16 protein-coding genes and 1 pseudogene are annotated in these 24,551 nt (G+C 50.3%); 6 read left to right on the plus strand and 11 right to left on the minus strand.

The window, feature by feature from the left end; genetic code table 11:
* Positions 1-225: 225 nt before the first annotated feature.
* The 6 genes and pseudogenes from F4Y64_08155 (at position 226) to F4Y64_08180 (ending at position 12,388) form a co-directional block, all read left to right on the plus strand.
* Positions 226-1,293 carry a mannose-1-phosphate guanylyltransferase gene (locus F4Y64_08155; GenBank protein ID MXX97567.1) on the plus strand — a complete coding sequence of 356 codons (1,068 nt, stop codon included), beginning with the start codon at positions 226-228 and terminating at the stop codon, positions 1,291-1,293.
* A 103-nt stretch (positions 1,294-1,396) separates the two neighbouring features.
* Positions 1,397-3,025: a TolC family protein gene (locus tag F4Y64_08160; GenBank protein MXX97568.1), complete on the plus strand. Its 1,629-nt coding sequence runs from the start codon at positions 1,397-1,399 to the stop codon at positions 3,023-3,025.
* A gap of 12 nt (positions 3,026-3,037) precedes the next feature.
* Positions 3,038-4,213: an efflux RND transporter periplasmic adaptor subunit gene (locus F4Y64_08165; GenBank protein ID MXX97569.1), complete on the plus strand. Its 1,176-nt coding sequence runs from the start codon at positions 3,038-3,040 to the stop codon at positions 4,211-4,213.
* A pseudogene (locus F4Y64_08170) lies at positions 4,213-6,396 on the plus strand (efflux RND transporter permease subunit). Before F4Y64_08165 ends, F4Y64_08170 begins: the two are co-directional and overlap by 1 nt.
* 2,137 nt (positions 6,397-8,533) lie before the next feature.
* Positions 8,534-9,997, plus strand: coding sequence for a UDP-N-acetylmuramate:L-alanyl-gamma-D-glutamyl-meso-diaminopimelate ligase (locus tag F4Y64_08175; protein MXX97570.1), 1,464 nt, complete (start codon positions 8,534-8,536; stop codon positions 9,995-9,997).
* A complete protein-coding gene (locus tag F4Y64_08180) occupies positions 9,998-12,388 on the plus strand; it encodes a cytochrome C assembly protein (GenBank protein ID MXX97571.1) in 2,391 nt (796 codons plus the stop codon).
* 21 nt (positions 12,389-12,409) lie between these two features.
* Here the strand turns inward: F4Y64_08180 and F4Y64_08185 are convergent, their stop codons facing one another.
* The 11 genes from F4Y64_08185 to F4Y64_08235 all read right to left on the minus strand — a co-directional run bounded on the left by F4Y64_08185 (position 12,410) and on the right by F4Y64_08235 (position 24,520).
* Positions 12,410-13,522 carry a metal ABC transporter permease gene (locus F4Y64_08185; protein MXX97572.1) on the minus strand — a complete coding sequence of 371 codons (1,113 nt, stop codon included), beginning with the start codon at positions 13,520-13,522 and terminating at the stop codon, positions 12,410-12,412.
* Entirely contained in the window at positions 13,519-14,631 is a 1,113-nt protein-coding gene (locus tag F4Y64_08190) for a metal ABC transporter permease (GenBank protein MXX97573.1), read from the minus strand. Before F4Y64_08190 ends, F4Y64_08185 begins: the two co-directional genes overlap by 4 nt.
* A 2-nt stretch (positions 14,632-14,633) precedes the next feature.
* On the minus strand, positions 14,634-15,368 hold the full coding sequence (locus F4Y64_08195) for a metal ABC transporter ATP-binding protein (GenBank protein ID MXX97574.1): 735 nt from the start codon (positions 15,366-15,368) through the stop codon (positions 14,634-14,636).
* Complete coding sequence (locus F4Y64_08200) at positions 15,343-16,296, minus strand: manganese transporter (protein ID MXX97575.1); 954 nt, start codon at positions 16,294-16,296, stop codon at positions 15,343-15,345. The genes F4Y64_08195 and F4Y64_08200 overlap by 26 nt, the downstream gene beginning before the upstream one ends.
* A gap of 280 nt (positions 16,297-16,576) precedes the next feature.
* Positions 16,577-17,461, minus strand: coding sequence for a T9SS type A sorting domain-containing protein (locus tag F4Y64_08205; GenBank protein ID MXX97576.1), 885 nt, complete (start codon positions 17,459-17,461; stop codon positions 16,577-16,579).
* A 226-nt stretch (positions 17,462-17,687) separates the two neighbouring features.
* Positions 17,688-18,779: a radical SAM/Cys-rich domain protein gene (locus F4Y64_08210; protein ID MXX97577.1), complete on the minus strand. Its 1,092-nt coding sequence runs from the start codon at positions 18,777-18,779 to the stop codon at positions 17,688-17,690.
* Between the two features lie 26 nt (positions 18,780-18,805).
* Positions 18,806-19,138 (minus strand): 4-carboxymuconolactone decarboxylase, encoded by a 333-nt coding sequence (locus F4Y64_08215; protein ID MXX97578.1) that lies wholly within the window; start codon positions 19,136-19,138, stop codon positions 18,806-18,808.
* A gap of 11 nt (positions 19,139-19,149) precedes the next feature.
* Entirely contained in the window at positions 19,150-19,890 is a 741-nt protein-coding gene (locus F4Y64_08220; GenBank protein MXX97579.1) for a methyltransferase domain-containing protein, read from the minus strand.
* Positions 19,891-19,988: 98 nt separating this feature from the next.
* Positions 19,989-21,773, minus strand: coding sequence for an ABC transporter ATP-binding protein (locus F4Y64_08225; GenBank protein MXX97580.1), 1,785 nt, complete (start codon positions 21,771-21,773; stop codon positions 19,989-19,991).
* The gene (locus tag F4Y64_08230) at positions 21,766-22,803 is read right to left on the minus strand and encodes a ribonuclease Z (protein ID MXX97581.1); all 1,038 of its coding nucleotides are present in this window, start codon (positions 22,801-22,803) and stop codon (positions 21,766-21,768) included. Before F4Y64_08230 ends, F4Y64_08225 begins: the two co-directional genes overlap by 8 nt.
* The gene (locus F4Y64_08235) at positions 22,718-24,520 is read right to left on the minus strand and encodes an ABC transporter ATP-binding protein (protein MXX97582.1); all 1,803 of its coding nucleotides are present in this window, start codon (positions 24,518-24,520) and stop codon (positions 22,718-22,720) included. Before F4Y64_08235 ends, F4Y64_08230 begins: the two co-directional genes overlap by 86 nt.
* Positions 24,521-24,551: the final 31 nt, after the last annotated feature.

Genomic DNA, 24,551 nt, shown 5'->3' on the forward strand with positions numbered 1-24,551 from the left:
CAACCTGCGAGTCCCTCATAAAACTCCCTGAATTGGCGATTTTTCGGTGAACAGCAGCGAACACATGCCAATCACGCACGGTATACGGGGCGTGTTGCACTCTTTCATGTCCCCAGATCACGCAGCTCCAACTTCTATGGGGAGAATTTCGTAGGAGACTTCACTTTAGTGTCTTTAACGCAACCGAATCCGAATCTGTATCGTATCGGACTCAGCACATCTACAATGATATACAGTGTCATCATGGCAGGGGGGATTGGGAGCCGGTTCTGGCCCCAGAGCAGGGAGGCCCGCCCCAAACAGTTTATCAACGTCTTTGAAGAACAAAGCCTTCTTCAGCAGACACTGAGCCGCATGGCTCCCATCGTTCCCCCGGAACGGACTCTGGTCGTGACTCATGAGCGTTACGCGGATCTTACACGGGAGCAATTGTCATCCATACCAGAGGAAAATATCCTTGGAGAACCCATTAGTCGGAATACGGCTCCGTGCATTGCCTATGCTGCCATAAAATTGCGTGCAATGGATCCAGAGGCAGTCATGATTGTGCTTCCCGCAGACCACCTGGTTAAGAGGGAAGATCGTTTTTTGAACATCCTCCGTCAGGCCACTGTGGTGGCAAACAAACCCGGAGCACTGGTCACCATCGGGATCCAACCCTCTTATCCTGCCACTGGATACGGTTATATCCAATACGACCCCTCTGAAAGCGAACGTGACGGGGCCTACCGGGTGCGGACCTTTGCGGAGAAACCCGATGAAGCAACCGCAGAGCGATTTCTCGATTCTGGCGATTTTCTCTGGAACAGTGGAATATTCGTTTGGCGTGCCGACGCGATCCTGGAAAACATGCAAACCCATCTCAAAAGCACATGGCGTGCTTTCGAAGAAGCTTCCAGGCACCTTGGAACCAATCAGGAAGATTCAGCTATTCGCCAGGCGTACTATAAGAGTACACGAATTTCGATTGATGTCGGAATCATGGAACGGGCGGGCAACGTCTATGTCGTTCCAGGAAGTTTTGGCTGGAGTGATATTGGAGATTGGCGTGCGGTCTACGATTTGAGCGACAAAAATCGCCATGGCAACGTCCTCCGAGGCAATGTCATAGTACATGATACCAGCCGGTGTCTGGTCAATGCCGGCAAGCGCCTAGTTGCCGTAGTCGGTATCCACGATGTCGTGGTTGTAGACACCGATGATGCGCTGCTGATCTGTCATCAGAATAGCACGCAACAGGTCAAGAATGTCGTGGATTACCTACACGCGCACCAACATAAGGATTTTGTTTGATCCCTCATTTCTCCACCGATCATGAAGTCGGCCTCAACTCACTGCAAAAATACACGTACAAATTCGCTTTGCTCCAATCAGCTTTCTTTATTGACCGACTTTGATGTGCAAACACGCCGAAACTCCTCTTAAGCCAGCTAATATGCGTTTTGCTATTGCCTTCATTCTACTGTCTGCCTCTGTCACGAATGCTCAGTCTCAAGATGCAACGACCCCCTTGCGAATCACACTGGGGGAAGCGATCGAGATTGCTTTGATTAATAACTACGCGCTCCAAGCTAGCCGCTTGGCCGAAGAGGATGCCAGGCTGGGTATCAAAGCAGCGTTCGGTACCGCCTTCCCGACCATTGAAGGAGCAAGTTCCTATACACGAAATATCAAAGAGGCCAACCCCTTTGCAGGAAGTTCAGCAGGAGACTTTTTTTCGGGGTTTGCCTTTATCGACTGGCTTGGCTTCAACGAAACCGCACGAACCGATGGACTTGATGTGACCAATCCAATTACTTTTGCCGAGTTTGCTGATCGTCAGCGGCGTGGACTGGATGCTGCGGGCATTCTCCCTACCGCACCCAGCGACAATCCGTTTTCGGTAGCCAATCAATATTTGAACTCCATCACCATCACACAAAAAATCCTGGACGCACCTAATTGGAACAGGATGCTTCATCCAGACGGATACCGGACTGCGCTTGAGCAAATATCCAAAGCCGCCGAGCGGCAGGAGCAGATTGTAATTGGGCAGGTCCGTGAAGCATTTTATGGAGCACTCCTTGCCACGCAGGAAGCCCGTGTTGCAGCACAAAGCGTGTCGCGAACACAGGCGTCCCGCAATGAGACTGCCCAACGAGTGAGCAATGGAATTCTGCCTAAGATTGAACGCTTATCCATGGATGTTGAACTGGCGAATCAGAAATCAGGATTGGTTCAGGCACAGACCCGAGCATCCAACAGTCTAGACCAACTGAAGTATTTGCTCGGACTGGATTTAGGGCAGGAACTGATTCTGAATGGAAGCTTGGAGATTCATGAAATGTCTCCATATCTCTCCATATCGACTACAGATGCACTTGCACACGCGACCCTTCAGCGGCCGGACCTTGAGGAAGCACGGATGTCCCACCGGCTCGCTCTAAATGAAGTACGGGCAAATAAAATGTCCCGGTTTCCCACATTGAACGCTTTTGCAAATTTCAACTACTCCGGCAGGGTGCCAGATAATCGAACATTTACAGTAACAAGCCCGACAAACCCGTTTTCCTTTTCCCAGGGGAGCAATACTTACTTTAGCAAAGCCTATTGGCAATCCTCTGTGAATGTCGGGTTGAACCTTCAGTGGACCCTCTTTGATGGACTTCAGCGTCGACGTACCGTACAGCGGGCCGAAGTTGCTGCCCGCCAAGCTGGAATAGGCCTTGAGCAGTTAACTGCTGCCACCAAAATGGAAATTGAGGTCGCGCTGCGCAACCTTGATGCAGCGTATCATCAGATCGATAGCCAGGAAGCAAATGTCGCAAATGCAGAACTGAATTATGAATACACACTTGCCCGCTCAAATGAGGGAGTTGCAAACACGTTGCAGGTGCGAGCCGCATCCTCTCAACTGGATACCAGCAGACTCAACTACCTACGTGCGGTCCACGGCTTTCTCGTTGCCCAAAGCAATCTAGAGGTCGCGCTAGGCATACCGATCGAAAAACAAACAGATATACAATTGGCCTCCGCCAACAAATAGCCCTAACTGTTCATGAAAATTCAATACATCCTACTGCTCGGCTGCATCTTTTGGTTTGCGTGTGCAAGCCCACAAGGCAATTCCGACAGTAGCGAATCCCCCGCCTTGCCCTTCGAAACCAAGCACGTTGAGGTTTTGCGGCTGTCCCCAACCGCATTCAATGAAATCATTGAGCTAACAGGCACGGTTGAAGCAAAACATGATGTAATTGTCTCGTCTAAAACTACCGGCACGCTTGAAGCTATCGCGGCGCTAGGACAAACGGTCCGTATAGGGCAAGTAATCGCCAACACAGAAGATGAACTGATTCGTGCCAGTGTGGCACAGGCGGAGGCACAGGTCAATAACGCAGAAGCTGGCCTGAGAATAGCCGAGGACAGCTACACTAGGCAGCAGCCCCTGTTTGCAGATTCTATCATCAGCCCTCTGGAATTTGCCCGTCTGGAAACTACACTGGAGCAGGCGAGATCTGCACTAGCACAGGCCGAAGCTGTCTACGAACAAGTCGCACGACAACTGGACTATACCTCCATTCAAGCACCGATCTATGGAAAAGTAGAGGCCCGTTATGTTGAACCCGGTGAGCAGGTCGTTCCCGGCACACAAGTACTTCGCCTAGTCGATGCACGCAATGTTCGGATTGCAGCGGGCGTTCCAGAGCGCTATGCCGGAGACATTGAAGTGGGTACGCTGGTAGAAATCCGTCTTCCGACGGCCGGAATTTCCCCCCGCACTGGACGCGTCATCTTTGCGGGAAGTGTCATTGATCCAGCTAGTCGGTCATTTGAAGTCAATGTTGAGGTTGAAAATACAGATGAACGACTCAAGCCTGAAATGATCGCAGAACTGGCCATCGTGCGATTGACTATCGAAGATGCACTTGTGATTCCCGGTAATGCAGTGACTCGAACTGAAAACGGCCTCTCGATTTTTGTCGTGGAAAACCACGATGGGAATCACGTTGCCCTATCACGAGAGGTCTCTCTGGGTGCAGAGTATGCAAACCAGGTGGTCATCACCAGCGGCTTGTCTGCAAATGAGCAGGTCGTCGTTCGTGGACAATCCACTCTTGCAAATCAGGATCTGGTCTCTATTGACCAATCATTCTCTGGATTAGACGAATACGGGGTTCCCATCATCATTGAGGACTCCTCGGACTCAACCCCCACCCCTGAGATCGAATTGTAATGAAAATCACTGACCTTGCAATTAAGCACCGACCAAGTGTAGCGATCCTGACGATCATGCTCACGGTGGGGGGGCTCGTCAGCTATTTGACGATTTCGAAGGAAGCCTTTCCTTCCATTGAAATTCCAACGATCGTCGTCACGACTATTTATCCGGGTGCCAGTCCGAGCGATATTGAATCCCTCGTAACCCGGATCATTGAAGAGGAAGTTCAATCCGTGGCTGACATTGAAGAAATTCGATCTACTTCAGTGCGAGGAGTCTCCACCATCGTCATTGAGTTCACAACTGACGTATCTCTAGATTTTGCCTATCAACGAGTTCGGGACAAAGTCCAGATTGCCAAGCCTCGCCTACCCAGTGACATTGAAGAACCCGTTGTCAGTGAGTTTGACGTCGAGGATATCCCCATCATGAGTATTAACCTTGCAGGGGCATTTACGGTCACACAACTAAAAGAAATCGCGGAGGATCTGGGAGAAGAGATTGAGAAAAGCCCCGACATCCTGGAAGTGGAACTCATTGGTACGCTTGAGCGAGAGGTAAAAGTAGATGTGGACATTCGTGCACTACAGGGATATGATCTCACGTTCTCAGATCTCATTGAAACGATCAGTTTCGAAAACTCTAATACTCCAGGAGGCACGATCCGCGTGGACAGTAGAGATTATCTCGTGCGGATTGACGGAGAGTTTCGGGATGTCAAAAAAGAAATTGAAGAACTGGTTCTCAAAAGCCCGAATGGCTTCCCAGTGTACGTCAGAGATGTAGCCGAGGTATACCTTGGCTTCAAAGAACGCTCAACCTACTCCAGGTTGCAACTGCTTCAGGAAGAAGAAGGCAAACGACTGATCCGTCTGGCGGAGACGGGGAGCTATCCGGTCATTACCCTCAATGTAAAGAAACGCAGTGGCGCGAATATCCTGGATACTGCTGACGAAATCCGAACGGTCCTTGACGAATTCCCCTTACCGCGTGGAACACAGATGGTGATTACCGGCGATCAAAGCGAACAGGTTCAGGAGCTTGTGAACGATCTTGAAAACAACATCATCAGTGGTCTGATCTTCGTCGTGCTCGTGCTACTGTTTTTCCTGGGGGTCCGTACGGCTACTCTGGTGGGTATCGCGATTCCCCTCTCCATGTTCCTCACCTTCCTGGTATTCCAGATCATCGGACAGGAATTAAACTTTGTTATCCTCTTTTCCCTGATCATTGCCCTCGGAATGCTTGTGGACAATGCCGTGGTAATCGTTGAAAATATTTATCGCTACCGGGAGCTGGGGTACTCCCGGTTCGAAGCTGCGAAGCTGGGAACTGGCGAAGTCGGTAGCGCCGTCGTTGCATCGACCGCAACCACTGTAGCTGTTTTCATTCCCATGCTGTTTTGGCCGGGAATTACTGGCGAGTTTATGGGCTATCTGCCCATGACCCTCATCATTACGCTGTCGTGTTCGCTGTTTGTTGCCATCATCATTAACCCTGTCATCACTGGGTATTTCGTTCGGCTGGACACAGATCCAAAAATGCGTTTTTCTTTGGCTCTTCGGACAATTCTGTTTGCCTTCTTTGCTGGCGTAGCTCTGGTAATTGGACTTGCGAACTGGCAAACGATTCTGGTACTTTCCATTGTAGTACCAATTCTGATGTTTGCACACCGGTATTGCTTCAGCCCCATCACCAAGGGGTTTGTTGGCCAGGCATTGCCAAATTTGATTACCTGGTATCGTGGATTCCTGAACACACAGTTACAACGTGACTATGAGGTCCACGCCCCTATACTTTTACGTAAACGTCTGTGGATCAGTGCCGTAGTTGTATTTATCATTGGTTTGGGAGCCGCCGTTTCCGGCGTTTTGCTAAGCGGTCCAAGTGGTCCTTCACCACTTATCGGCATCTCTGCCCTCTTTGGGTTGGGAGTCATTGTACTTTCGATGACCGCCGTGATCCGCACCCCTAACCCCTATCTGCAAAACTCTTTCTGCTTTCTCTCTCTGATGCTGGGGATCGTCCTGGCAGTGACTGGTGGGATTGTACTTGGAATGGCAAATGCAGCAGCCGGGACCGTACTTCTTTACCCTGCAGCTATTCTGTTTGTGATGGGACTGCTCATGGTCCTCCTCCACTGCCTCGAAGTTATCTACCTCAATGGTCTCGCTAGCGTTAAGGCAGGTGGTGTATTTGCGATACTTTCGTCTTCTATTCTTGGATTGATGGCGCTGATTCGCGGGGCAGAATTACAGACCATCCTGATCTTGCTCAGCTTGCCCGCGATTGTCATGGGAATCGGTGCCGTCGGCTATCTACTGAATGGACGAGTACTGAAACAACGTACCAGGCTGTTATTGACCGATAACCGTGCTCGCCTGTTAGTCTGTGTAGCCGGCGGATTCGTATCAATCATTGCACTGTTTGCAGCCGCTCCAACTGGCGTTGAGTTCTTCCCGGATACAGATCCAAATATAATCACCGTGGACCTCGAACTCCCCCTGGGGACGCATCTGGAAGAAACCAACAAGATCACCCAGGTTGCACAATCCAGTATTAATTCCCTCCTGGATGAAAATCAGTCGGACCAAGACAATATCAAGAATATTCTTGTAAACGTGGGGACTAGTAGTGGTGGAGGGGGATTGATTGGGGGTGGCCCCGGCAATCCAGAAAATTCTGTCCTAACCTTGAATGTTGTGGACTACGGGGATCGGCCGGAAACAAGTCGCAATACACTTCAAAGGCTCCGTGAATCCCTTCAGGGGATTCCAGGAGTCATTATCGAAATCAACAAGGACAATGCTGGACCGCCCGTAGGCAAACCTGTCAACATTGAAATTACGGGGCCCGATTTTTTGGAGATTACACGGATTACGGAAGAAGTCACCGGATCACTTCGACAGGCATCACAAGACAACACGATTCCCCTCTTGGTGGACATCAACAATAACCTCAATACCGGACGTCCGCAAATCCAGGTTCAGATTGACCGCGAACGGGCAGCCCGATTTGGATTGGACTCCCGTAAGGTCAGCAACGTCGTTCGTTCAGCCATCCAGGGTAGTGAGGCAACCAAGTATCGTTCAGGAGAGGATGAGTACGACGTAACTGTGCGCCTGAAGGAAGATCAGCGTGCCAGCCTTGAAGCGCTTGATGCGCTGACCGTCCTTCATGAAGGGACTCAGATTCCGCTGTCCTCTATTGCTGATTTTGAGATTGCTAGCGGGTATGGATCCATCACGCGTTTGGATCTCAATCGCGTAGCTACTGTGACCGGTGATGTCGTAGCAGGGGCCAATGGTGCAGCGGTACTGCAGCAGGTGCAAACTCACCTGCAGGGATATCAGGACTCTATGCCAATCGGCTATCAACTGTCGTACACGGGAGAGAGTGAAGATCAGGCAGAGGCCTTTGGATTTCTCCAGGTCGCGATGGGAATCGGGATTGCAGCGATCACACTTATCCTGATTGCACAGTTCAATAGTATCATTGTCCCGATTATTATCATGTTAGCCGTCACGCTGGGACTCATTGGTGTGCTTCTGGGACTGATTCTCACACGTACTCCTTTCGGGTTGATGACTTTCATCGGCCTCATCAGCCTAGCCGGAATCGTCGTGAACAACAATATCGTGCTGATTGACTACATCAACCAGTTACGTGAACGAGGAAAAAGTAAACTGGAAGCGATCATTGACGGTGGGGCTACACGTCTTCGACCGGTACTGCTCACCTTCCTGACGACTGTGATTGGTCTGGTACCGCTCACATTCGGGCTGAATATTGACTTTGTTGGATTGTTGGCAGATCTAGCGCCAAATATCCAGTTTGGATCGCAGAATACTCAATTCTGGGGGCCTATGGGCATTGCGATCATCAGCGGGTTGTCTTTTTCAACATTCCTCACTCTGGTTATCGTGCCGGTCATGTACTCTGCCTTTGACTCCTGGTTCTTCCTCTTCTTTAGTGGACAATTCATTTTCAGACCTCAACGAGATAAAGAAGATGTCCGCCGAGATCGAAGGAAGTGGCGTTAACACACTGCTGTCTATTTCGAAAGCCCCGGCAGTAAATTTGGTGGTTTTAATCTGGTTGCTCGGTACAGGACGTTGCTCCCCCTGCGGATGAGGACGTCGTCGTATCCTTAATTGCAATTTTGAATCTGACTCTGCTCAGAATGGTTTAATGGATTGGAACAGATACAATCGAAGTCCATCCTGCCTCATTCTCCTCGATTCCAGCTTTATCCACTTCGTTCATGGTAGTGCCTAACTCTTTAGCCTCCTATTTGAGTTCTCATAAAGAAACTGCAACGCCGCAGTCCGCCAAATGAGAGCTCTGGCGGATTTTGCCGATGCAAATCTGCGAATATTTGACAGACCACCCCCGAAACCCGATACAAAGGATATCTATCTGATCGGGATTTGCGGTACAGGGATGGGAGCACTGGCAGGCCTCCTGGGGGAGGCAGGATACGCGGTACGTGGATCTGACAGTGGGGTCTATCCCCCGATGAGCACGTTCCTGCAGAACCAGGGGATCCCCGTCTACGATGGATATTCAGATAAGAACCTGACTCCCCTGCCCGACTTGGTCATCCCTGGCAATGCCTGTGTACCGACCCATCCCGAAGCAACCCTGGCCAGAGAACAATCCATCCCACAATTGTCGCTTCCTGAAGCACTCCACCACTTTTTCCTAAAAGACCGCCGAAACCTGGTCGTTGCTGGAACGCACGGAAAAACAACAACAACTGGAATGCTGGTACATTTGCTACGAACTGCTGGGCGGGATCCAGGTTTTTTGATCGGAGGCGTGCTACAGGATCTTGAGCAAAGCTTCTCCATCGGAACCGCTCCCCAATTCGTGATTGAAGGAGATGAATACGACAGCGCCTATTTTGATAAGAATCCTAAATTCTTGCACTATGCACCGCAGGTTGCAATTGTGACCTCCATGGAATTTGATCATGCGGATATCTATGCATCATGGGAAGAGTATCAGGAAGCATTTGAAGCTTTCACGAAATTGATTCCTCCCGATGGCCTACTGGTCCTCTCCGGTGACACTACCGTGAAGTTGAACACCAGTGCGGCTCCTGTACTGACCTATGGACTGGACCCGCATCATGATGTCTCTGGACAGGTGACCCACACCTCCGATAAGGGAATCGAATTCAACCTGCACTATCTCGGACAGGATCTAGGACAAATGCTGCTGCCCATGAGTGGAAGTTATAATCTTCGCAATGCACTTGCAGCTAGTGCCGTTGCCCTGCATGAAGGATTAACTGCAGTTGAAATCGCAAATGGACTCTCCTCTTTCCCTGGTGTAAAACGACGACAGGAAATCCTGGGCGAACCTGCCGGTATCCTGGTCGTTGACGATTTTGCACATCATCCGACTGCAGTGCGTGCAACCATTCAAGCGGCAGCAGAGCGCTGGCCCAACCGGCGATTACTCGCCGTGTTCGAACCACGCTCCAACTCCAGCCGCCGAAAAATATTTGAAGCTCCGTATGGAGAAGCGTTCCAGGGAGCAGCGAGAGCCTACTTGTGTGCTCCACCATTTCGTCATAATGATGTACGGGAGCACTTCATGGATATTCAGACGGTCCTGAAACGGATTCGATCAATGGGTACGCAGGCCCAATCCTTTGAGTCTGCCTCTTCTTTACTTGAGGCGCTTCTCGAAGATGCATGTTCTGACGATGTGATCTTGATCATGAGCAATGGAAGCTTTAGTGGGTTGCATCAGGATTTACTGATTGCTCTATCTGCACACAACCGGTAAATGTCGGGAATCGTTGGACACATACTGATCCTGATCGCTTTTGTGAGCTGCATCCTGTCTGTCTTTGCATTCTATCAGGCTACTGAACGGAAGCATCATGGACAGACTTTTTACCGTCTAGGGAAAACGCTGTGGGGCGTGATGACCGTCTGCCTTTTCAGTGCGTGGCTACTTCTGATTGTCCTTATTGCGACCCACCAGTTCCAGTACAATTATGTTTGGGCTCATTCATCCCGGGATTTACCCTTTCATTTCCTGTTTTCCGCAAGTTGGGAGGGTCAGGAAGGCTCTTTCCTGCTTTGGATCATCATGAACTGCCTGATGGGGTTTGCATTAATTCGGTGGGCCGCACCGGATTACAAAGCCCCTGTGATGACGGTTGTGGCGTTTTGCCAGGCTTTCCTTCTTATGATGATTGTGGGGATCCGGCTTGGTTCCATTGAGATTGGTGCGGCCCCCTTTGCAACACTGGTAGAAGCGAACCCAGATGCTCCCATCTTTCAGTCGAACCCAGATTTTGTGCCTGCAGACGGAACGGGTCTTAATGATCTCCTGCAAAACTACTGGATGGTAATCCATCCTCCGATGCTTTTCGTCGGGTTCACCACAATGATCGCACCCTTTGCCTTTGCCGTGGTTGCGCTTTGGAAACGGCGCTATACACAGTGGGTGCGACCTGCACTCCCCTGGACACTGATTAGCGTCATGTGTCTCGGTATCGGAATCGCCATGGGCGGCTACTGGGCCTATGAGACGTTGAACTTTGGTGGATACTGGGCCTGGGATCCAGTGGAAAATTCTTCATTCGTACCATGGCTGGTCGGAATCGCTGCGGTGCATCTGATGCTTATTCAGCGCAAGGGGGGGATCGGACATAAGGCAGCTCTCTTTTTGTCTATCCTAGCCTATATCCTGGTGGTCTACTCGACCTTTTTGACACGGAGCGGCATTCTGGGAGACGCTTCCGTCCATGCATTCGTTGATCTTGGGCTCTATAACCAGCTCCTGATCTGGATTCTGGCGATGGGGCTTTTAGGGTTTGGATTGTTTGTGTGGCGCTACCGCGATCTCCCTGCTGCGCAGCAGGAGGCTCATTTTCTGTCACGTGAGTTTCTGGTATTCTCAGGGGCTGTCCTTTTGGTCGTGATTGCAGCGGTGGTGATCCTAGGTACTAGTGCCCCCATATTCGGAAAACTGTTCAACAACAACCCGGCAACAGTCTCCATTGATTTTTACAATGAATGGACCCTGCCAATCACAGTAGGGATTTTATTCTTAGCCGGCCTGGGGCAACTTTTCTGGTGGACCAAGATGAACATCCAGAAGATAAACCGTGTCCTGATCTGGCCTGTACTTTTGGCCACTTTCAGCACTGTCATCGTATTGATTCTGACCCCATTTGCGGCAGAAACAGTTTTAGAGGGGCAGACCTTCTGGCAGCGCCACGGCTATGGAATTCAGTTGATGCTGCTCCTTTTTATGGCGTTTTTTGCCTTCTACGGCAATTTTTCTGTGCTCTGGCGGATCGGACGGGGAAACTTGAAATTAGCAGGTGGAGCACTTGCACATGTGGGCTTGGGCGTGATGGTCATCGGCATCATTGCATCCTCTGGATTCAGCCGAGCAATCTCGGATGCACCGCGAGGCAGTGACCGGGACAACTTTGTCGTGGAGCAGGGCCAGCCTACGCGTGTTGCAGGATATGAGGTATCCTACATCGGAACCGAACCTGGAGAGCGCGGACATACTCGCTTTGTGCTTGATTTTACCGATCCGAGCGGACAATCCTTTCGCCTCAAACCCGTTGCCTATGAGTCTAGTACGGGCCAATGGATACAGCACCCGGACCTCAAACCCTACTTCGAAAAAGATGTCTACGTTGCGGTCACACCTCGTCAAATGCTAGACAATGGGGACTTGGAGAATGAGCTTGTTTTGCGCCGAGGACAAAGTACCCTCATTAATAATGGTGCCTATCAGGTTACCTTCATCGGATTCGATACCAGAGTGGACTTACAATCTGTCCTGAGTGAGAAAGAAGTGGCACGCACAGAAATTGCCGTAGGTGCGGTGCTGCAGGTCGTTGAGGTGAGCACCAATCTGATTGAGGAGGTGATCCCGATTTATGTGATTCGTACTGACCGCAGTGTGAACCCCATTGGTGCACGATTCGGAGGAATTGGGTACTATTTCACGGGTATGAATGTCGACACCGGAGAGATCACGCTCTCCCTCGACGGTGCGACTGCAGCGGACTATGTCGTGGTACAGGCACAGGAAAAACCGGCAATCAGTCTTGTCTGGATTGGAATTATCCTGCTCAGTGGTGGTTTTCTTTTATCTGCATCCCGGCGGATTATAGACCTGCACTGGGACGCTTCCCGGGGTTAACCAGCTCCGGGAAATCTGGCTTCAGGAATGAACAATTGCTTCGCGGGCGAGCTCGCGACCCGTGTGCGTTAACTCTAAATACTCTCCAACTGTGTGCAGCAAGTTCTGCGATGCAGCCCGGGTAACTACCCCTTGCGCAAAAGACTCCTCCCATGCCATGTGGCCCTGCAGGTGATCAATACGACACTCTTGCTCTGCCTCGGGTGTCGCCTCATGTTGCAGTAGATGGATGACCAACATCTTGATGGCAAACTGCCACTTCTGGCGCTTTCTTCGTTTCCATGCAGCTAATAATCCCTGCTCCGGGGCTACACAAAACAGAATGGCAAACTGTAAGCCGACCATGACCGCCATACACCCTGCAATTGACGCATCAAAGAGATGTGCCACCCAGTACCCTGATATCGAGGCGGTAATGCCCAGAGCTACACTGTAGAGGATCATGTGCCCAAACCGATTGGTGACCAAGTAAGCACTTACTGGAGGCCCAACCATGAGGGCAACAACCAGAATTGATCCAACGGCATCAAATGCAGCGACCGCGGTCATGGATACCAGTCCCATCAACACATAGTGAAGTACCCCCGGCAAAAATCCCAGCGTTGCACAGAGAGCACCATCAAATGTGGCCAGCTTCAGTTCTTTGTAGAACAGAAGTATATACCCCATGCAGAGTAGCCCAACGCCCCCTGTCGCATACAGAGCCTGGGGGCCCAGGTCATATCCTGCAATTTCCAGACGATCAAATGGCACAAACGCCAATTCCCCCAACAGCACGGCATCCGTATCCAGATGCACATCACTAGCAAACCGTGCAATCAAGATCACACCGACGGCAAACAGACTCGAGAACACCAACCCAATCGCGGCATCTTCACGCACACGATCTGTCTTTCGTATCCATTCAACCAATACGACTGTGAGTAGGCCCGCTGCCGCCCCACCCAATATGAGTAGTGGGGACGACAGATTTCCAGTTAGAAAAAAGCCGACCACTATGCCAGGCAGAATTGCGTGACTGATCGCATCACTCATCATCGCCATCCGCCTCAGAACGAGGAACGTCCCGGGAAGCGCACACGCGGCGGCAACGATAGCAGCTACCAATTGGATTTCCAACTGAAACGTACTCATCGGATCCGCTCACCTAAGAGCCTATTACAGGTCAGAATCCCATCTGGAGTCAGCGCCCACGCCCCGCTGTCGTACATCTTTACCAGCCCCCTGCCTTCCAATCTACGTAGCTGCCGATAAAGCGTACCTTTCTTTGGGTGGATGACTCTCAGGGCGGTCTCCATATGCGGGTATCCCAAATCGTCATGCTTTCTTGCTAACTCAAATAAGTCCAGTAGAACTGCCTCGCTCTTGAGTTTACGATTCTGGACCGTTTGGCGAGCCTGCTGCCAAATAATTCCGCGATGTGGTGCAATTAGTATGGATACAACGACGAACCCACCAGCACATACCACAATGGTTGGACCAGTCGGTAGATTCGAGGTGGTCGTACTCAACAATGCCCCACCGACCCCACAGAGAGCCCCTGTAACCATTGAGATCAACGCCATGACTCCCAAGTTATCCGTCCACTGACGCGCCGCTGCTGCAGGTGCAATGATCATGGCACTCATCAGAACTACTCCCACGGTCTGGAGCCCGATCACAATTGCAACTACCAGAAGTGTCGTTAACCCGATATCCAACCAGCGCACTGGCAATACCAGACTGTGCGCAAACTCTGGGTCAAAGGCAAGCAGCTTGAACTCTTTCCAAAACAAGAGCAAAGCCACCAACACAATCCCACCCAAGACCGTCATCGTAATGACATCTCCTACAACAAGGGATGCTGCCTGACCAAACAGAAACGAATCAAGTCCCGCCTGATTGGCATTGGGATATTTCTGTATAAAGGTCAGAAGTACCAGACCGGCACCAAAGAACACCGACAATACAAGCCCAAGGGCACTGTCGTACTTGACGCGTGTACTTGTGGTTACAAGTAAAACAACTGCTGTGGCTAACCATCCGGCCAAGCCTGCTCCCACCATTAAAACTAGAGAAGCTTTACTGCTGGTCAGAATAAACGCAAGGCCAATTCCCGGCAAAGCTGCATGCGACACGGCATCTCCCAGCAAGCTCTGCCTTCGCAGCACTGCAAACGTGCCCAACGCACCGCTTACAGCACCGAGTATGGCAGTACCGAGTGTGACCGTGCGGAGCGTATAGTCGTCGAAGAACTGCTCCATGCTTATTGTGCATCCTTGATGATTGCAATGCGCCCTCCATAGGTAAGTCCCAGATTCGTATCTGTGAACGCTTCTGAGACGGGTCCACTTGCAATGCGGCGTACATTCAAAAGCAAGACTTCATCGAAATAGGTTGAGACCGTCTGGAGATCATGATGTACGACCAGAACCGTTTTTCCGGATGAGCGCAGAGAGTGCAGGATGTCAATAATCGCACGTTCGGTCGTCGCATCTACACCCTGCAGGGGCTCATCCATAAGGTATACACGAGCGTCTTGGATCAGGGCACGTGCCAAAAATACGCGCTGCCGCTGCCCTCCGGATAATTGGCTGATTTGACGATGAGCAAACCCGGCCATATCAACCTTTTCGAGCGCAGCTATCGCTTCCTTGCGCTCGCTACGACCGGGCCGGCGAATCCAACCAAGCCGACCGTACAGCCCCATCAAGACCACATCCAATACGCTGGTTGGGAAATCCCAGTCTACCGTTCCACGTTGCGGCACGTACCCTACAGACGAAGCTACATTGCGGTACGGCTTCCCCAAGATGCGGACCTGGCCAGCCGCCGGCTTCATCAATCCCAGAATTGCTTTGATCAGGGTCGTCTTCCCCGCACCGTTGGGACCAACAACCGCCATCAATACTCCCGAAGCAACATCCAAATCAATGTCCCACAGGACCGGACGTTCTCGATAGGCTACGGTAAGGTCACGAACTTCTATTGCGTTCACCATTGGAAAGCGCCTTGACGATTGTATCAATGTTGTGTCGAATCATCCCCAAATAGGTCGATGCCGGGGTAGATGCCCCTCCCAGTGCATCTCCGTACAATGTACCACCAATGCTTACCTCAAAGCCTCTGGCTTTTACGGCTTCCCGTACCGCTTCAATGCCACGTGGAGAAACCGAAGACTCAATAAACATTGCTGGAATTCTTCGCTCAGCCACCAGAGTTGCCAGATCCTGCACATCTGCCATTCCCGCTTCTAGCACAGTGGAAATCCCTTGAAGACCATGCACTTCGAGACCATAAGCCTGCCCAAAGTATCCAAATGCATCATGCGATGTTACGAGTACCCGCTTCTGTTCGGGAATCTCGGCAACCCTTCTTCGCACATACGCATCCACCTCCATCAATTCAATGGCGTAGGCTTCTCCATGTGATGAAAACAACTCTTCACGCCCGGGATCCAATGCTCCAAGTGCATTTGCAAGAGCCTGTGCAGCTTGGGCCCAAAGCGTTGCATCAAACCATACATGAGGGTCATAATTCCCCTGAAAGAGTTCCGATGTGATCAAGAGGCTATCGGGTACACCGACTTCGGCAACTGCAATCGTTGCTCTTCCTTGTTCTTTTATTGCCTCAAAGAGATCTCCCATCTTCCCCTCCAGGTGCAACCCATTGTAGACAACAAGATCGGCTTCGGCCATTCTCGAAACATCCCGCGCACTAGCCTTATAGAGATGCGGATCCACTCCCGGTCCCATTAACGATTCCACCACCACCTCCGAGCCGCCAACCTCACGAACCAGATCTGCAATGATGCTTGTCGTAGCCACAACCCTGATTGCGCGATCAGAAAGTAGATTATCTGAACTCTCCATTGGAGTACAGTAGGCCAACAAACTCAGTCCTACGAGGCATCCGATGAGTGTACGCATTCGGCTAATTATAAATTTAGTCTTGCCTAAAACTTGATAAAGGCGAAACTGTTGCCGAGTTGATCGTTACGATTTTGGTATTCGACAGCACAACGAGCTCTACGAGCTGAGGGCTAGGACCTACAACAGTATCATCGTACGTGTGTGGTGCTACATCCAACCCAATGTACTACCTCTTGACTTTGCCCAATTTATTCAGGCCCTACCCCATGTTTGAGCTTCCAAGAGGATCTAGAGGTTCTTTCTCCTCCGTATATGCGGTTATTGTCGATTATTCAGTTCACTTCTTTACCAGTTTTCCTGTCTTACTGGCACCAGATTCTGCCATTATCTGGTACAGGTAGATTCCCGGGGGTATATCTAATTCTGTCAAGCGAATGTACTGTTTCTTGCCTGCCGCCACTGATACATTTGGCAACGACAAAACCTCTCTCCCCAAGACGTCTAGCAACTGGATACTCACGACCGTTTGAACTGGTGAATCGATCACAAACGTAGTGTGATCCGTTATGGGATTGGGATAGTTTGTGGGGACTCTGAATTCCGCATAACGTGGGGCATTCTCCACACTCGTGCCAATTCTACATTGTGGAACCTCCATCGCCAAGGTACTTCCTGAATCTATACAATTATTCAGCGCTTGGGCAAGGGCATCTTTTTCGGCTTGATCAATCGTTAGATCATACTTGCTCTTTACGTCTACGATTCTGGCAGCGTACCAGCATACATTTTGATCCGGTTGCCACTCAGCGAAGTCCTTCGCTATTTTCTGGTAGCGATTCAGATAGGGTTCTGCCAAAGTCAAGTTTAGTAGGTCGGCATCAAAAGAACGCTTTTCCTCATTGCTCCGTGCACACATACCTGAACTGTGTGCCTCTGAAACTGCTACGATATGCTCTATATCTGATTCTCTCAGAGACTCAAAGCACATGCCGTCGTAGGGTGAAAACATCCCCCCTTGTTCCTCTACGATTTGCTGTTCAATATCTCTCACACCTGACGAGTATTCACTACGATCATAATCAGTGCACCAGTTTTCAGGTTCTACCTTCAGCGTATTTAAACTGTCCAGTACGGCTTGTGCCTGGAGCGCTCGCGCCGCACAGTGCACCGCAAGGACGGACACAAGCAGGTGAGGAAAGAATCGCAGAATCGTGTAGTGCATGGTGTCCGGTCAGGTTAGAAATCAGTCCGGATACGAAAGTATCGGCAAAAACAATGATCTGAAACGCCCGATTATTAGTTAGGATAATTCCTGGATTTTATTCTATTTCGTGTGTAAAAATCACTGCCCTACTGACGCACATCTTGATCAGATAGCCGTCTTGAATCCCATAATTTTGCATCTCGTGAATCCCAGCGAGCTGTGAGAAACACATTTATGGTTCAAACTATGCAATCGCCCCACCGCAGCTGCTTCCTGCCCCGGCTGTGCATCCATAACAATGACGTGCCGTACGTATTGCATGGTCCTGCCAAGTAGCAAGATCAAAATCCCGTACATGCGGCCTAGGGATATCCATGCGCATCTCCAATTGCTGATTAAAATCACAATCATATAAATATCCATCCCAGCTTATGGAGAGTGTATTTCGACACATCAACCCTGCAATTGTCGAAGGATTGAATGCTTGCAACAGTCTGTTCAAGTAAAGCTTTACCTGATTCGTGTCTACAAGCCACTCCAGGTATCGTGACATTGGCAAGTTATTGAGCGTCAGCAGTTGATCAAAACTGACCTCGTAATTGCGTGCCAAAGCCGTCTTCCATTCTGCTTCCAGGGAGGACTGATTCCCTGACAGGAACGCTCCAACAGGATTTGTCACCAAGACCAATTTGCGACGCGGGTCTCCCTGCCCATACCCGGCCTGATTCAAGCGCTGGAGTGCCTGGATGGATTTGCGGTACGTCCCATCTCCACGCTGCGCATCGGTACCGATTTTGCGGTAATGGGGCAACGAACAAACAACTTCTACGCCCCGGTCTGCAAACCATTCAGGTAAATGTTCATAGGGGCGAGTAAGCAAAATCGTGAGGTTACATCGATCAAGAACACGAAGCCCTCGGTGCACACATTCCTCAACGAGATACTCAAAATTAGAGTTAAGTTCAGGAGCTCCGCCCGTAAGGTCAACTGCCTGGGCCCCAGATCGGTCAATCGCCCGCAGGCAAGCATCAACGGTCTCCCGGTCCATGTTCTCATGGGTACGATCCGGCCCTGCATCAACATGACAGTGTCGGCAGGTCATATTACAAAGCTTACCAAGGTTGATCTGCACAATCTCCAACCTGTCCGGCTTCAGCCGTGGCCACCCGCAGGAAGCTAAATCAAGCTCAAACTGACCGCTGTTTGTTGGCCCTCCGGTCGTACGTACAGCGTTAAGCACCTTCAATTGCTCCTCGGGATGTGCCAGTGGAGCAACCCGAGCAGACAGCGAAGACGTGGCACGTGGGCCCTGAGGAAGTGTATTCAAAGCAATCATCTCTCAGATCTGAGTCCCATCCAAAATTACATCGTTAAGCGCTTCACCTGGTCGAGCATCTGCACTCCATGCACCAATGCCGCACCGCCTCGAATTGCAGTCGCCACATGTACTGCTTCGGTCATCTGTTCTAAATCCGAACCCGTTTCCAGACATGCCGTCGTGTACGCATCAATGCAGTATGGGCATTGAACGGTGTTGGCCACTGCCAAGGCAATCAATGCCTTCTCCCTGGCTGTTAAGGCTCCTTCCTCAAATACCTTGTTGTAGTAGGTGAAGAATGCGTCGGCCAATTCCTGATTTCCCTCAGCAATCTCTCCGAACCGGGGTAGGTGTGAACGATGATAATAATGATCCATGAACGATGTGATTAGAGGTCTTGAGATTGCCGCCGGGCTCGGATGGTAAGGCTTGCAAGTCCATCCTGCTTGTTAATAATTTCAAGAGGCCGGAAGCGTACGACTTCCGGCTCCGTGAATCCTGCCTGTGCAATCAATTCCAGATAGGCGTCTTTTTCCGCCGCCCCGGCAACGCAACCGGCAGCTTCCTCTGCCTTCCTTATCAGTCCAGGATCTGGATTCCCAACCGTCACCACATCTGAGATGATGAAGCGGCCACCTGGCCGCAGTACACGGGCGATCTCCGAGTAAGCTTTTTCTTTATCCGGGACCAGATTCAGTGTGCAATTGCTGATGACAACATCAATGGAAGCATCTTGAATTGGAAGATCCTCAATATCCCCCTCTTGGAAAAACGTATTATCCATTTCCACAGCAATTGCATTTTCTTTTGCCTTTGCAACCATGGATGGAGCCAAATCGACACCAAGAACCTTTCCTTTTTTTCCTACGAGTGGTGCAGCAATCATTGCATCAAGGCCAGCACCAGATCCCAAGTCGAGTACGGTCTCTCCCGGTTTCAGGTCTGCATAATCCACCGGAGTCCCACAACCCAATCCCAAGTCAGCCTCTACCTGGTAACCGGGAGTATCCTGATAAGCAAATTCATCCACCATGCGGCATCCACAATCCCGCTCCCCCCGGGCAATTGCATCGTACTTTTCACGCACAGTTTCTTTGACTGTGCAGCATGCTTGATCAGACTGTAACATCTCCATTTATCTGTTGATGAGCCTCATTTTATTTCTTCAGTGACCTCCAAAGAGAGCCTTATGGCTTTACCATCTCATAACAGCCCCCGCTTCATTCCCTAGTATACCTCCATGGTCTTTTCCTGCTCCTGATACTGCAATTCATAGAGCGTCTGGTAGAGGCCGCCAGCTGCAACTAATTCGTCATGCGTTCCCTGCTCTCTTAAAATTCCTTTGTGAAGCACAAGGATGGTATCCGAGTGACGGATTGTTGACAGTCGATGGGCAATGACCAAGGAGGTCCTCCCTTCCAGTACCCTTTCAAGAGCGTGTTGGATGATATGTTCCGTTTCCGTATCAATACTGGAGGTCGCTTCGTCGAGTACTAAGATATCTGGATCATGTGCTAGGACACGAACAAATGAGAGTAATTGCCTTTGTCCCTGTGAAAGGGATACTCCCCGCTCACCTACATCATGGTGGTACTGTTTCGGAAGCTGTTCAATGAATTGATCTGCTCCGATCGCGCTTGCAGCCTGCTTCACCTGAGCGAGGGAAATATCAGGGTTTCCCAGCGAAATATTGCGACATATCGATCCCGAGAATAGAAAAACATCCTGTAACACCAAACCAATACGCCACCGCAGATACTTGATTCGGAGTGTACGGATATCCTTCCCATCCAGAAGGATTTGTCCCTTCTGAATATCATAAAAACGCATGAGGAGGCTGATAATCGTTGTTTTTCCGCTACCTGTTGCTCCTACAATTGCTGCATTCTGCCCTCTACTAATCGTAAACGATACCCCCCGTAATACCCAATCTGGCGTTCCATCATCCAAGTTTTTATAGGCAAACCAGACATCATCAAAAACAATATCTCCTTCAAACCTTTGTGGAGGATCCTGCACTTCCACATCGGGCAGTGACTGATCATTGTCAAGCACGTCGAAAATACGTTCTGCACCCGCCATCGCACCTTGAAGCGTATTAAACTGCTCTGATAAATTCCGAATCGGCTCAAAGAATTGTCGACAGTATTGAATGAAGGCAATCAGAATCCCAACGGTCAGTGCACCGCCGATTGCACTGACCCCACCTGTCCATAGCACAAATCCTATCGCGGTTGATGCAATGATGTCCACCGCAGGCCAAAAGAGTGAGTGGTAAAAGACTGTTTTGAGCTGCGCGGTCTGATGCTCATCATTGATTTTTTCAAAACGTTCCATCTCCACCTTCTCCCGACCGAAAAGCTGTACAATCAGCATCCCCGTTACATGCTCCTGCATGAACGAATTCAGACGTGCGACCTGCTTACGCGTCTCCCGGTATTGTCCTCGAACGTTTCGTTTAAACCATAGCGTCACCAACAGCATGAACGGCATCACGCACAACGTAACCAGTGCAAGAACCCAGTTGAGGCTGAACATGAATGCCGCAATGAACACCAGTTTGAACATATCCCCCATAATCACTACAATTCCCGCGGAAAGTACATCCGCTAGCGCCTCCACATCCGATGTCGTACGGGTGATCAGTCGCCCGATGGGCGTCCGATCAAAGAAAGAGAGGGATTGCCTCTGTACATGGCGAAAAACACGTACACGCACATCGTAAATCGCCTGCTGCCCAATCCACTGGGTGAAGTACGCATTCGTATACACCAATGCCCCCTCCAATGCTATCGCTCCCAACAGGGCAGTGATTAATAAAGATAAACCGTCCAGTTCGCCGGGGACAATGTGATGGTCAATCGCCAAACGAATCAACCACGGGCGGAGTGGACCCAAAAACGAAGCCAGAAGCACCAGGCAAAATGCAAGAATTACCCAATGCTTATAGGGTATCAGGTATCCGATGATGCGCCTTAATAATCTCCGATCCAGACCTTTTGCTTTATTCATTCGGGGAATCGGTCTGTGATGTGTCACCTTCGAAAACGATAGAATACTCGCGATATTCTTCCGCAATCTCCGTGTTATAGAAAACCGCTATTGCCTCTTGCCTGAGAAGCGTCACGTCTGAATATCTGGCACTGAAATGAGTCAGTAGCAACTTACCTGCACCAGCTGTCTTCGCCAGTAACGCCGCATCACGTGCTGTACTATGCCCGGTGGAGGAGGCACGCTCTGTATCCTCCTGACTGAACGTGGCATCATGCACCAGTAAATCTGCATCCCCGGCAAGATCCAATCCCCCCTCACATGGACGTGTATCAGTGACATATGCGAAGGCTCCCCGTGACCGCTTCTTCACCTGATCGGGAGAAACCGTTCGCCCATCTGGTAGCTGAATAGTATGCCCCGCAGCTAGCCTTTGAAACTGTTCTTGCTGATCTATCCCGTGCGCATGTGCCAACACACCATCAATTTGGTTTGGCCCATCTATTTTTTCCACACGATAACCAACACAGAATCTGCCGTGATCCAATGGCGCAGCACGGACCTGTAGCCCATGCCCCCGGTAGACTTCTTGCGATTTACAGTCTTCCTCCAGTACTACGTATTGAATTTGAAAATGAATTTCCCCCGGTCGAAGTCCTGGGATCGCTCCTATGATATCTATAAGCTCCCGGGGAGCTACGATCGTAAGTGGGGGCTCGCGTCGCTCCAGGGACATTGAGATCAGGAGCCCAAAAATCCCCAGATAATGATCTCCATGCAAGTGCGAAATAAAGATTGCCCGGATACGACTCCTACGAATCCCTGCTTTCAGGAGACGGAACTGCGTCCCGTCCCCACAATCAAAAAGGAGCACCTTTCCCCGGCTTCGGAGCACATAGGCAGATAATCCCCGATCCTGAACAATCGTCGCTGAAGATGTCCCCAATGGTATTAATTCCATCAACTTACTGCAATGCTTCGAGCCTTTCTTCAAGTAATTGGCGCTGATACATCTGTGCATAGAGTCCATTCTGCTGCATAAGAGACTCATGCGTCCCACGCTCTACAATACGCCCCTGATCAAGTACAATGATCTGATCTACCCCCTTTATACTTGAAATGCGATGACTGATCATGACCATGGTATGATGCCCCTGCCTTTTACGCAGATGCTCAAGGATACGAGACTCAGTGTTTGTATCTACACTGCTGAGCGCATCATCTAAAATGAATATTCGTGGCTGCCGGATCAATGCACGAGCGATGGTCGTTCGCTGGGCTTGTCCGCCGGAGAGTGAGACCCCTCGTTCCCCCACCCCACTATTGAGTCCTTCTGGAAATTCCAGAACGGTTTCGAGAAGCTCCGCTTCAAATGCCGCCTGACGGATTTCTTCTTCCGATGCATCCACCGTTCCAAAAGCAATATTATTCCCTATCGAATCGCTGAACAGAAATACATCCTGCGGAACATACCCAATCTTTTCCCTGAGCACACTGAGTGGCAATTTTTGTACATCTCGGCCATCAATCAAGACCCGCCCCCTCGTTGGCTCCGCCAGACGACCAATCAGATCTATCAAGGTTGACTTCCCTGATCCTGTTTTCCCAACAATGGCAAGACTCTTTCCGGCAGGCACATCAAAGGATAAATCCCGAAGTGCATACGGAAGATGCTCTTCGTACCGGAATGATACATTTTGAAAAGTGACTCGTCCGTCAATCTTTCTGATCGAATGATTCGTAAGGGAACCATCCGATATATCTGGCTCCTGATCCAAGACGTCATAAATTCGCTCTGAAGAAGCGCTAGCCCGCTGCATCATAGAAATAACAAGACCAAATGCAGCGACCGGCCATGTCATGAGCGCAACATAGATAATGTATTCTGCAATGTTTCCTATTGTAATAATTCCCTCGGAGACCAGACGTCCACCCATCCAGACGACCGCGATTTCCGACAACCCGACGACAATCACAAAAGCCGGTCTCCACGCCGACTCTACTCGCGCAAGACCGAGCATTCTCGTCTTGTAGGAACGGCTTTCTTTCTCGAATGCCTGGGTCTCCGTCTCTTCCCGCGCATAGGCTTTCACCAACCGAATCCCTGAAAGTGTTTCCTGAACACGGCTTGTGAGTTGTGCGTACTGACGCTGAAGTGCCTCGCTACGCTTATGCACAAAGTGTGCAATAATGAACATTGACACGGCAAGAATAGACATTGGCATGAGTGCATAAAATGTCAATGTCGGCGAGATAATGAGCATGGCCGTAATCGCAGTAATCACAATCACGAGGGCTCTGGTAGAGTACATGATCGCCGGTCCGATATAGCGGCGTACCTGCTCAATATCGCTTGTCGCACGTGTAATTACGTCTCCAGTCCTTGCCCGGTGATAGAAATTGGCTGAGAGTTTTTGCAGGTGATCATACAATGCATTGCGCATATCGAATTCGATATGGCGTGAAGCTACGATCACGGTCTGCCGCATCAAAAACGTAAATGCTCCGTTTGCCAAACTCAGGCCAATGATGATCAGACCGAAAATCAGAAGCGTCCAGAAAAAATCCCAGTACAATGTGTGTTGTAGGGCAGTTGCTTCAAATTGCCGGTAAAGTCTCTCAAAACGGGGAAGGCTATCAATGGCTTGCCGAACCACGACGGGCACTGCAATTGCAAAAATTGCAGAGATCATCGTAAATAGGAGGCCCGGTACGAACAACCGCCAGTAGCGTATAAAGTAGTGGTTTAGCCGGGAGAGGGATTGCATTGAAATGGAACTGGATTGACGGCAAACGCAG

Source organism: Rhodothermaceae bacterium, assembly GCA_009838195.1.
Classification (GTDB): domain Bacteria; phylum Bacteroidota; class Rhodothermia; order Rhodothermales; family Bin80; genus Bin80.